General features: G+C 43.8%; 9 protein-coding genes, 1 rRNA gene and 1 pseudogene. 4 read left to right on the forward strand and 7 right to left on the reverse strand.

Translation table 11 applies throughout. The features are described 5' to 3' along the window. Positions 1 to 50: 50 nt before the first annotated feature. The 4 genes from rrf to Xedl_RS35785 all read left to right on the forward strand — a co-directional run bounded on the left by rrf (position 51) and on the right by Xedl_RS35785 (position 3,303). Positions 51 to 166: ribosomal RNA gene (rrf, locus tag Xedl_RS18060) — 5S ribosomal RNA — on the forward strand. A 270-nt stretch (positions 167 to 436) separates the two neighbouring features. Further along, positions 437 to 1,378: a homoserine O-acetyltransferase MetA gene (metA, locus tag Xedl_RS18065; protein WP_074025138.1), complete on the forward strand. Its 942-nt coding sequence runs from the start codon at positions 437 to 439 to the stop codon at positions 1,376 to 1,378. Positions 1,379 to 1,741: 363 nt separating this feature from the next. Then, positions 1,742 to 1,876 (forward strand): hypothetical protein, encoded by a 135-nt coding sequence (locus Xedl_RS35780; RefSeq protein WP_279625375.1) that lies wholly within the window; start codon positions 1,742 to 1,744, stop codon positions 1,874 to 1,876. A 1,247-nt stretch (positions 1,877 to 3,123) separates the two neighbouring features. Then, entirely contained in the window at positions 3,124 to 3,303 is a 180-nt protein-coding gene (locus Xedl_RS35785) for a phage tail fiber protein (protein ID WP_074025140.1), read from the forward strand. A 117-nt stretch (positions 3,304 to 3,420) separates the two neighbouring features. Here the strand turns inward: Xedl_RS35785 and Xedl_RS35790 are convergent, their stop codons facing one another. From Xedl_RS35790 to Xedl_RS18105, 7 genes and pseudogenes are all read right to left on the reverse strand, one after another. Next, complete coding sequence (locus Xedl_RS35790; RefSeq protein ID WP_279625377.1) at positions 3,421 to 3,555, reverse strand: hypothetical protein; 135 nt, start codon at positions 3,553 to 3,555, stop codon at positions 3,421 to 3,423. A gap of 18 nt (positions 3,556 to 3,573) precedes the next feature. After that, positions 3,574 to 3,939, reverse strand: coding sequence for a hypothetical protein (locus Xedl_RS18080; protein ID WP_083600386.1), 366 nt, complete (start codon positions 3,937 to 3,939; stop codon positions 3,574 to 3,576). A gap of 487 nt (positions 3,940 to 4,426) precedes the next feature. Continuing rightward, a complete protein-coding gene (locus tag Xedl_RS18085) occupies positions 4,427 to 5,188 on the reverse strand; it encodes a phage tail protein (RefSeq protein WP_208605085.1) in 762 nt (253 codons plus the stop codon). Positions 5,189 to 6,097: 909 nt separating this feature from the next. Next, the gene (locus tag Xedl_RS18090; protein ID WP_074025142.1) at positions 6,098 to 9,811 is read right to left on the reverse strand and encodes a TipJ family phage tail tip protein; all 3,714 of its coding nucleotides are present in this window, start codon (positions 9,809 to 9,811) and stop codon (positions 6,098 to 6,100) included. Positions 9,812 to 9,864: 53 nt separating this feature from the next. Beyond that, the gene (locus Xedl_RS18095) at positions 9,865 to 10,485 is read right to left on the reverse strand and encodes a tail assembly protein (RefSeq protein ID WP_074025143.1); all 621 of its coding nucleotides are present in this window, start codon (positions 10,483 to 10,485) and stop codon (positions 9,865 to 9,867) included. Between the two features lie 31 nt (positions 10,486 to 10,516). After that, positions 10,517 to 10,867 carry a hypothetical protein gene (locus Xedl_RS18100; protein ID WP_074025144.1) on the reverse strand — a complete coding sequence of 117 codons (351 nt, stop codon included), beginning with the start codon at positions 10,865 to 10,867 and terminating at the stop codon, positions 10,517 to 10,519. A gap of 74 nt (positions 10,868 to 10,941) precedes the next feature. Continuing rightward, positions 10,942 to 11,547 (reverse strand): annotated as a pseudogene (locus tag Xedl_RS18105) (C40 family peptidase); the annotation flags it as partial. Positions 11,548 to 11,645: the final 98 nt, after the last annotated feature.

Here is an 11,645-nt window from a genome sequence, read left to right on the forward strand (position 1 = left end):
AAAGTTTCAGAGAGAGAAAACAGCTTGTTCGGGATTGAAAACAGGATTTGTCTGGCGGCAAGAGCGCGGTGGTCCCACCTGACCCCATGCCGAACTCAGTAGTGAAACGCCGTAGCGCCGATGGTAGTGTGGGGTCTCCCCATGTGAGAGTAGGGAACTGCCAGACATTCAATCAGTCAGAGAAGCCATCCGTTACCGGATGGCTTTTTTGCGTTTGGAGCGACAGGAAATAGACAATTAAAGATTGTCTGATCCATTGAGTTATAACCTTGCCTACCTTAATTTTTTCTTCCTTATTCTGATTACCATTTTCTATATAATAAAATGAAATAATTTCAATTTGAGTACAATAACTCGACAGTCACCTTTCATTTGGGTTAAATTTAGCTATCTAGAAGTCTAAATGCATAAATTAAAATAGTCGAGGTTTTGAGCAATGCCAATTCGTGTACCAGATGAATTACCTGCAGTGAATACTCTTCGCAATGAAAATATTTTTGTCATGACGTCTACACGCGCCAGTATTCAGAATATTCGTCCACTGAAGGTATTGTTACTTAACTTAATGCCAAAGAAGATAGAAACAGAAAACCAGTTTATTCGGTTATTATCTAACACACCACTGCAAATCGATATTCAACTACTACGTATTGACAGCCGCCAATGTAAAAATACGCCTGCTGAACATTTAGATACCTTTTATTGTGATTTTGATTCAATAAAAGATCAAAATTTCGATGGACTGATTGTCACTGGCGCCCCTTTAGGACTCGTTGAATTTGAAGATGTGGTCTATTGGAGTGAAGTTGAAAAAGTGGTGACTTGGGCAAAAGAACATGTTACATCGACACTTTTTGTCTGTTGGGCGGTTCAAGCCGCGTTAAAAGTGCTTTATCACCTTCCTAAATATACTCGCAAAACTAAACTATCTGGTGTTTATCTCCATTCAACCTTAGATCCTTTAGCATTATTAACCCGTGGATTTGACGAAACATTTTTTGCCCCTCACTCACGTTTTGCTGATTTTCCTGAATCTCTAATTCGTGAACATACGGATTTAGATATCTTAGCCAGTTCAGAAGAGGCAGGAGCCTATTTATTTGTCAGCAAAGACAAAAGGCTAGTATTTGTGACAGGGCATCCTGAATATGATGTAGGTACATTAGCTGCGGAATACTGGCGTGATCGTGCGGCTGAGCTGGAACCAAGTTTGCCTGTCAATTACTTTCCAAATAACGATCCTGCAAATAAACCGGTCGCGTCTTGGCGTAGTCATGGTCATTTGCTATTTTCAAATTGGTTGAATTATTATGTGTACCAGATTACGCCATATGATCTAACTATAAAGGATATAATCCTAACTAATTCATATGATTAAGTTGATTTTTATTTACTTAAATATGTAAATATTTATATAAATCTTTATACATAATTCACTAAACAAATACATAAGCTCGTTATAAGGTGAGAACATTAAGAACGCAGTGAGGGGACTGACGACGAATATCGTCGGAAGTGAATAGGTTGGTACGTTTAACGCTCTGAGCTATGGAGGTTGCGACGCCATTCGTCGGAACCTATTGAGTGATTGAGGAAACAGCTAACTGATAGCCCTGCCAGTAAGAAGATTTCCCCGTTACCGTGATCACCTGACCTTTCCTAATAACATCACCGACAGCGCCATCTCATCAAAGCCCACGACACGCAGCGGATAATCACTGCGCTTATCACCTGTGCCTGCATGGTAGCGACTGCCATCACCTTACCTGTCTGGCACTTGATGCGCTTGGGGGAAACGGTAATCTTGCCTGTGATCGTAGCGACTATCGAGGATACATTCTTCTTCTGTCCTCGCGCCATCTTCCACCGCCTATAGATGGTTAGATTTCAACCATGATAATAATCAATAAGTTAAATCACTGCGAACATAATACGTACTCAGTCACTAAGTTACATTAAGTAACCCTGTGCTGGACGGCTTAAACTCAAACCCACCTGAGTTATTTATAACTCATTGATATTCTCGTTCATCCTCACTTTGAGGAGAAGTAGCAACCGTGGTGATCTTCACCATAGTTAGGTAACTCCTTGATTTTTCCGAGGGGGTCACTTTGACCACCCGGACAATTGAAAAATATTTTTCACCTGATAGGCTCATCTCTTTAAGAAGGGTGGTTGCTTTTTGTGCTCCACTATATGATGACTGCAAATTAACCACGTCGCTAAATGATACGCGCAAAGTTTGCGTACCTCTTAAAGAGTTGTGCAAATTCTGTGAGTCAGCCAGACTGACGCTCAAATTGTGAGTAACTATCGGTTACGCTCAAGACCATTTGCGACTGACTAACTGTCAGTTACACCCAAAGTCCGATTATCGGATATTGGATTTTGCAGCGACGAATTTCGTCGGCACAAACTAACCCTCTTAAAGAGGGTCAGTTCTTGCTCCATGCAACAAGGTAACCAACCGACAATAAGTCAGGTGGTTAAAATACAAGCAGACCCCAAATTCGGGGTCTGATTAGATATCAATGAGTTATCACCTAAGCCCGAATTAGGGCTTTGCTCTGCTATCAGACTTGTCGGTAGCCATTCAGTTACATACGGGAAAATCCCGCATGTACAAAAGCAAAAGGTGTGGTGATTTCCCCCATACCCAAGGTAGAATATCCCACCCTGAGATGATGGAAAAATCCATCATAAAAAAATCAACAAGTTGCCCTAGTTGAAGGCGTGGTGACTGTTATCGACAATCGCATTTACGTCTCTGAGTTTTTACTCGACCGTCAGCCATACTGAAATTCTTATCACTGCCGACGAAATTCGTCGTCAGTCATAGCACGCGTTTTTGTACCAAGAACACCAAATTCATTTTCATGAATAACTATAATTTTATTTTCCCTGAATATATACATTAATAAAAAAGTGTTGTCTCAGTTGTCTCGGTTGTCTCAATTTAACTAACACATTGTTTTATAATGACTAATATCTAAAAATTGAGACAACTTACCCTATTTTATGTTGTCTCAATTTTGCTTTTCACCTTGCGAATAATCAATAACCAATTGATAAATAATGATTTATTCTTAGATTTAATGTTGTCTCAGTGAATTGCTTTAGCACGTGCATTTACCCGAACGCTTCCAGAACAAGCGGATAAAGGAAATCGTGGACGGCGAGAAGGTCTACTATGCCGATGGTGAACCCTGTGACATCCCCATCGGCACCCGCTTAGATGTCCGTGTCCAGATGCCAGAGAATTCTATCTGGAATCAGCAACAAAGATTATCTGAGTCAAAATAATATAGGGGTACTATGCCCCTTATGCCAGCAGATTCGGTGTGGAATGTGGGGCAGGGGGGGGAATAAGCAAAAAGCCACCATGGCTAAGGTGGCTTTATTGTAGGGGGGGGTATAGAACTAAGCTGCTTCTTTAACTTGAAATTGAAAAAGTTCAGCGTCTAATTTAGAGTGCAACTTCCTTACTCGCGCAATACACATTTCCATTTCATCAAGTAAATTAAATACTGTTTCATAATCATATAATTTTGTCATGTTAATTCCCTCGCAGTTTTAAATATAAGGCTTATCATCTAGTGCCGCAATCGCTCCACAAAGGGCATCAGGATCATCATCATCAATTGCTTTGGCTAGTTCGCGGGTTAGGGCAATATATTCGTCAACGTACGCACTAAATTGATCTTCTTCAATATCCAACCAAGCGGCAACCTTCTTAGCTAATTCACGATATCTTATCAATTCCTCAGCTATCTCAGTGAAACTTGGGTTGTGTTTTCGCAATTCAATTAACGGCATGAGCTTGGCTTTCTTTAGTATTGAACTAATTTCACCAAAAATTATGGCGTGCATCTCGCGAAAACGACCAGTCGCTTTCTTATGTAGATCCAAGTCTTTGTATTCAGTATTCTTAGCGGTCACAAATCATACTCCATGTATAATGCTTGGCAATGTATTTTACAAGGCATCTTGGTAAATAATTTTTAACTACTTAACTGATAGAATTAAAGAGGAAGAAAATTCAAGTTTAGTAAAAGTTATTTATTATCAATTAATTACTTCTGGATATCGGTTTTTAATTGATTACATTATAAATCATAAGATTTATTATTATCACTAAAGTTAATAATCACTCTTTATGCTCAAGCGTTCAGAATCACTGCTATTATCCTATTGAAATAATACTACTAAGCATCACTTCGCGCCTGTGCAGGGCATCATACACTACATTATTTTTATTGATATTTGATAGGTGATTGTCTGATTTTTGAGATAACTACCATAATTAATTAACACAGAACGCAATAAAAAATATATTTCAAATTAAAACTGTATCTTGTGGTTATTATTGATGAGGTTGACATAATAAACCCGCAGGAAGTTGCGGGTTGGATGTATTAGCCCAGAATTAAGCGGCTCTGACTATGTAATTGAAGGCTATGTTGCGGGGGCGGGTTATACCTACGTATTTTTTGTTGGTAGTCCAAGTTCCTGCTCTTTCTCCTCCTATTGCCCTGCCATTCAAGTGAATTTCTTCGGTCGGAATATCCCAATTTAAATCCTTGCGATCATTAAGTGAAAAATTAACGACATTATTAGGTGGATCATAGATTTCCTGCACCAAATAAGAACCTTCTTGCCGCGATAAAACCTGTCTAGGCGTATCCACTCCTCGCTCATCATCCCAGCCCCGAATAAATTCCCCCCTTAAATCGGGTAGCACACCAGATGGGTAAGCAAGGGCAAGTTTTGGATATTTTACTGTATCAAATGCTTCGCCATTACATTTAAGCCAGCCATCCGGTGGAATTTCTGACGGCCAAGGAACGGGAACACCAACAGGTAATGACAATTCTTCCATTAATGGCTCTATTCCAAGATTCTTAACAAATTCTTCCTTATTGGGGATATCAGCTCCGTTCTGGTCTTTTGCTAAGCGAGTATTGGCATTGTCATTTACTGTCTTCACTGCTTTAGAGGTTGCGACGGTTATCTCACTATCGCTATCGGTTTCATTACTAAGAGTAACAAATCCCGGCTCTGTCTGAGTTGCATATGGGTGATTACGGCTCTGTGCATGTTCTTCTATCGCACTTTTAACATATTCACGAGTTGGCACGACGACCACATTATCTTCAGAGGCTTTTGATTCAAACTTTTTATCTTGCATATTTATTCCCTCATTTCATCAACAATACAGATTGCTAAATAACATGAAGGCGGTGAGATACTTCTCCGCCTGTGAACATCAATAAAATTGGTTCATCAATACTGGAGAGTGCTACTTGATTAATATTTGATAGGTTGCATGTTTTGTTGGCAGGATGACATAAAATGACAGATGGGGAATTAATAGAATTTATCAGATGGGTAATATAATTCAGCACGCTTCCGCTTCAACCGGAGGCAGTGAATTAACTACAGGAATTCCTTTAGTTTAAGGAATCATCAATCTTAGGCTACCCTCTTTAAGAGGGTTGGTTATAAATCACTCATTAGTTTTAAACCAAGTGAATGATGTCCACTCAGTTCAATCAGCCGAACTTTCGTCCGATCACTCAGCGAAACTTTCCGCTCAGTATTATTCAGCCCAATTTATGGCTCAGTCATCGGTTGAAATTTTGGCTGATAGGTATGCGAATATTTTCGGACACCTCAATAACTCATTGATATCTAATCAGACGGCACATTTGCAGTCTGGTCATAATTTGCACTTACCATTTAGCGACGCACAAACTTTGCGACTGACAATTAGTCAGGTACAAAAAGAAAAGGTATTGAGGAAATCACAATACCCAAGGTGGGATATCACACCTTAAAGATGGTTAGTATTTCAACCATGATAAAAATCAACGAGTTAAAATTATTATTACGGGTTATGACGTTATCCGTCGTGCAGTAGTGATTGATCACTGATTCGATTTGGAATCCGGCAAAGCGATTCCAGTTGTTCAGTAATCCACTACTCCACCCCAAGCAATAGCCGAGCCGGACACGGTGGAAATTGTGCCTGCATAGTACATGGTGTGGTTCCTGTTAATCGTGGGGTGAGGTATTGATATAAAATCCGTCCATGGATTTATGCATTAGTCCACTGACTACTGGCTTTGAAGAGTAATCCAATACCGGGGGTTTTATAGGTCGTTCCGGAACCCCTTGCTTCAAGAGTAACTTTAATTGTCGGTGTTGTATTAGCGCGAATAACTATAGGTGGGGTAAACAACGTACCAGAAATGCATTGAGGGCCATTTCCGAATGTCTGGGTCCAGGAATCAAGCGCCCCCAGCTCGAAGCCTTGTTCAGCTACCAATACATTATCAACATACACTACGACATTTGCACCCCCGGTATAATGCCGTTCCGTAGTATAAAGCTGAGCCACTATCGGACCATAAATAAAAATACGATCATAGGGCATGCGTTCATTTAATCTCTTATGAAAGAAAATCGACTCCCGGCCGTAATTGGGGAAAGCTCTTCCTTCTGAGAAATTGCCCAATGTCACAGACACAACATCACCAATAATTTTGTTCGCATATATTGTGCCGCTAAAATTACCATCAGCCCCGTTTATCGTACCGGTGAACGTGCCACTGGTTGCATGCACAGCACCACGAACAGTCACATTATTGAATTCTGCTGAGCCCCCTTTATCAATTTTCCATCCTGCCCGACCCGCGGTATAATCTCTGGATTGGATGTAATTGCCGATTTTGGCATTGGTGATGCTACCGTCTTCTATGAATGTATCCTTGGTAAACACCTGACCGTTCTTGATTACAAAAACCGGTTCCAGTTTTCCATTATTGGGATTCACTACGGTAAACTGGTTCGCCCTGACGCCGAAGTGGGTTTCAACGCGACCGTTTTTCACCTCAGCACCAACGACCATGCCCGCGCCATAATATTGTCCCCTGTAGTTCACGCCCGCCCCGATATCCTTGATGGCATAGCCGTTGCCGTCGATATCAAACACCGCGGTCGCTTTCTCGCGGAGAATGGCTGACTGCTCTTTAAACTGAGCCTGTGTACGCTGCTCACTCTCAGCCAGAGCCGAATCCACTTTCGTAATGGCCTTTTTGTTTTCTAGTACACTCGCCTTAATGTCGTTCTGTATTTCCGCTTTCACCTCAGTAATTTGTTGTGCCCACGCAGTTTGTGAGTCAGCAAATACCCGATCCAGACGCTTGATTTCTGCCTTGTTCTCCCCATCTTTTACGATTAATTGATAGGCATTCTCTTGATTAGCCGCCCCGTTAATCAGCGCAGCCTCAGCCTGATAGTCCAGTTGCGATTGCAGGCGCTTACCTGCCTCGGCGGTGAGGAATTGATTGCCCGCTGCTTTCACTATCCAATCTGCATCAGAAGACGATTCCCCTCGCACAAACGCTGTCCACGGGGATTGGTTACCCGATTTATCCACCAGCCGCGCACGGAACCAAAATGCTACCCCTGCTGCCAACCCCTGTAGGGTGTGCGTGCGTTGCGGATAGGGAATATCAGCCAATAGCATCAATCCCTCGCTGTCATTCGTCCGGCTGTATTGGATTTCGGTTTTCAGTGTGTCATCAGTCTGGGCAGCAAAACCCCAATCCAACTGGATACCGAAGATGATCGGTGTGGTTCTGAAAGCTAGCGGTGTGGGCGGGTTGCCCTCTTTCCCTTTCAAGTGAGTTTCCGGTGCATTCGCCCAGATACTGGATATCTCAGCCGCATTAATCGCCCTCACCCGTGCCTGATAGCGTCCGGCGTAGATGTTCGGCACTTCAAAGCCCTGCGTCGAGGTTCGGGGGGCGGATATCCAGTTCCCGTTATCACGCCGCCACTCAGCCTCATAGGCAATCGCATTCTCCGCCGCATCCCATGTCACGCGCAACGTGGTGACTGCAATGCCCTGATTGACGACTGAGTAGCTGTTGATGGTGACATTTTTTGGTGGTGACTGAACGCCGGGCGGGATAACAGAAATAGGCCGATCTTCAATGCGGGCGCCTGTGTCGATGCGGGCGTATTTGTCGGGGTTATGGTAAGCCGCACTGATTTCAAAAGTACCATCGCTGCTATCCCGAATGCTGACCACGCGGTATTGTTGAATAAACAGATCATTGGCATCTATAGCCCAGCCTGCTTCAACCTGTGGTGTTTCACTGTAAGCAGTCGTGACAGTCACGATATTATCATTAATGGCTTGTATGGTTCTGCCTTGTGAAGTCCCGGAAGGCAGGTTAACCAATAGCCGATCACCCGCTTTTCCATCAGGCTTGCGATCCAATGTAATGTTACGCTCTGACACTGCACTTATACGCCCACCAATAATGCGGCCTGCACGGTTTTTGTCAGCAACACCAATAATATGACCGGGTAGCGGGATTTGCCCCTCCAGCCCAACCTTAAACGACACGACACTGTCACGCGAGTTGGTTAATAGTGCCCAGCGCCCACGCCGTTGCGCCTCACTTTGTCGGGTGCACCCAATCGCCGTGATTTCCGTCTGATTGATGCCATAACGGCGCACCAAGGCATCATCAGATACCGCCTCAATGGTGTCTGCATAATGATTTTCTGGATCTGACCAACTCACCATCGCAACGCTATAGCGAGTGCGCTCACTGGCGCCACTATATGAAAAATCCCCGTTAATAACATTGGACTGATTAAAGAGGTAACTCACATCCGCAGGCATATCAGCCAGTGCGACAAACTCATTAGCTCCCCAGTAGGTCGTACCGCGAAAGATAGCAGCCAGATCAGTTAATACCGTCCACGCTTCCTCACGGGACTGGATATAGACATTACAGGTAAAACGCGGCTCCGTGCCGCCACCCCCTTTCCCATCAGGGACAAGCTGATCACAATACTGCGCAATACGGTACAATTCGGTTTCATCAATCTGGGCTGAATTGATACGGTTTCCCAACCCGAACATATCCGACAAAATGATGTCATAAAATACCCATGCCGGATTGTCAGAGTATGCCCATTTGAACCCACCCGACCAAATGCCAGAATAGGTACGGGAAACAGGATCATAGTTATCGGGTACACGAATAACCCTGCCCTTTGGTTTGCAGGATATCTGGGGAATATTGGGGAACTGCTGGGCGTCGAACTCGACATAAAGCAGGGCAGTATTGGGATAGCGTAGCTTGGCGTCAATAATTTCAGTGAACGCCATGAGGTTCATCTTGTCTGCAATGCGACCACTTTTGGCATCCGGCGTTAATTTTCTAACCCGAATCTGCCAGCCTGTCGTTGCGTTGGGTAAATCAACGCGATGGCTACGCTCATATAAGGTCGTGGTTTTGTCATCCACCGCCGCTTTTAGTACTTCCTTATATGCACCCCCATCAGTCGCCAGCTCAATGATATAATCAACCCGGTAACCGGTAACATCCCCGTTATCATGCTGCTGTTGTAACACAGGCCACCCCAAACGCACCCGAACGGCTGACAATTTGGTATTGGAGACAGAACGCACCCACGGTGTGTCACTTTTTAACTCAATACCGAGGCGAATTTCATTTTCCGCCGCTGGCATGCCTTTGATGTATTCCTGTGCCTGCGTGCCGGGGCGAAATTCCGACTTAACCCCTGTGAAGTTTTTTGTCCCGTCAGTATTTCCTATCGGTGTCCCATCCAGAAAGATACGCGTATCATCCAATTCGCCCGCAAATTCCCCTTCCCCCAGCGCCAACAAAACTCTGGCTTTAGCAATAGACTGTATACTATCCGGTGACTCAATAGGAGTATGCCCGCCCCCGCCACCCTTGCTGCCCTGAATAAAATTTCCCATATTTCACCCATAAAAAAAGTCGCCTAAGCGACCTGACTGAAAACAATGAAGCGTTATTGCTGATCTTCGGTATAGATACCCGCTGAGATAATGGCACCGCCTATTTCGCGCGTACCGTACAGAACGGGAACCGGGTTCCCCTGAGCTGTGGTATTTACGGGACCACCAAAGGCATAGCTGGGTTTATTTTCCGGTGATTCGCGCATTCGCAATCCGGGCATTTGAGGGGATAACATTTGGACAACGCCACCGAGTACCATTGATGCGCCTACCATCGCCATTCCACCGGCAAAACCGCCCGCACCAAATACCCCCAAACCGACCTGACTACCGGGTACGAACATGGCGGCAGCAATCAATGCCACACCTAAAATAGTCTGAAATAATCCCGCACGCTTGCTACCGATAATGACAGGTAGAATATGAATATCTTCCGTGCCTTTTGTCATCTCAAGTTCATCCTGACTGATATTTCTACCACCCACAAAAAGAGAAAATGTCAGCCCTTTTTTATGCGATTCGGACATATATTTTTCAAAACCGGGTAACAGATTACGCATAGCGTTAATAGCATGTCGGGCATCCCGTGCTTTATATTGAAATTCTTTGCCAAAGCGGGAAATAAGAGTGCCATGTAAACGCACAGTGCGCATGGGAACATCGATAAAAGCCATATTTACCTCATAAAAACGCCGGAGAGGTTTCTTATATTTCCCTCTGACACAACAATCTGAAATTATCCAAGACAGCCTGATCGTCATCGTTTTCTATGACTATAGGTCCATGATGCTTCAGTTTGCCGTCTTTGGTTTCAATATAAACATAATATGTTTTTTTCCCTATATACCCACCATATGAGTTTTTGGCATTAACCATCCCGCATACATAACCATCTGACTCACCTGATGGACGGTAGAATGAGTCAAATTTTGCGCTGTCTGGATCCTTAAGGCTATTTCTAACAAGAGACTCGCCTATGTTAATAAAGTCCTTTTCTGTAGGTTTACAAGCCACGAGCGATAACCCACAAATTACAACAATTAATATCCTGCTCATCCTTACCCCTTTTTATTTCTTCAGAATTAATTTTCTTTTCTTCGGTAATATGCTTTCATGCTAATAATAATCTATTATTTATGCAATTTTTCGTATCGTAGTATCTTCACAGTTCTGTCCTTCCAGTATCCACCATACGGCACTTTCTGGCTCAACTGCCCGTAAAGATGATGCAGTAATAAATTACCTTCAAGTAAAATGCCTGCGTGGTTAGGCACATCGGCCTGAACCTGCATCAGTACCACGTCGCCCATCTGTGGATCGCCTGTCACGTCGACAAATCCCGCCTTCTTAAAATTCGCCATGTACAGGCTTTCGCCTTGCTCCCACCACGGATAATTGACCCGGTAGTCGGGTAGTTCAATACCGTATTGTTGGCGGTAATAGCTCATAATAAGACCGTAACAATCGTAAATCCCCAACACGAACGGGCGACCCACCAGCGGCAATTCTCCGCGTGGGTAGATAGTCCTGAAATCACCCTCCGGCCAACTGACAATATGCCACGGTAGCTCAGTGGTATCGCATTGGGCAGCATCCAGTTCACTAGGTTGGGTGGTGGCGTCCGGGTGGCTATGAACGACGCCGGTAATCGTGCCCCATTCGCTAGCTTTGGCATAATCAAGTGGATCAAGGTGAAATTGTTCGGTGGGATTGGGGGCTAGGTTTTTACAAGGAAAACGCGATGCTCGACTTTAACATCCTATAACATTGGCTTGTTGAAGCCAGTCCCGTTGACTTTTACCTTGTTGAAAATTGGCAAAAATACCCAACGTGT

This window comes from Xenorhabdus eapokensis (genome assembly GCF_001908105.1).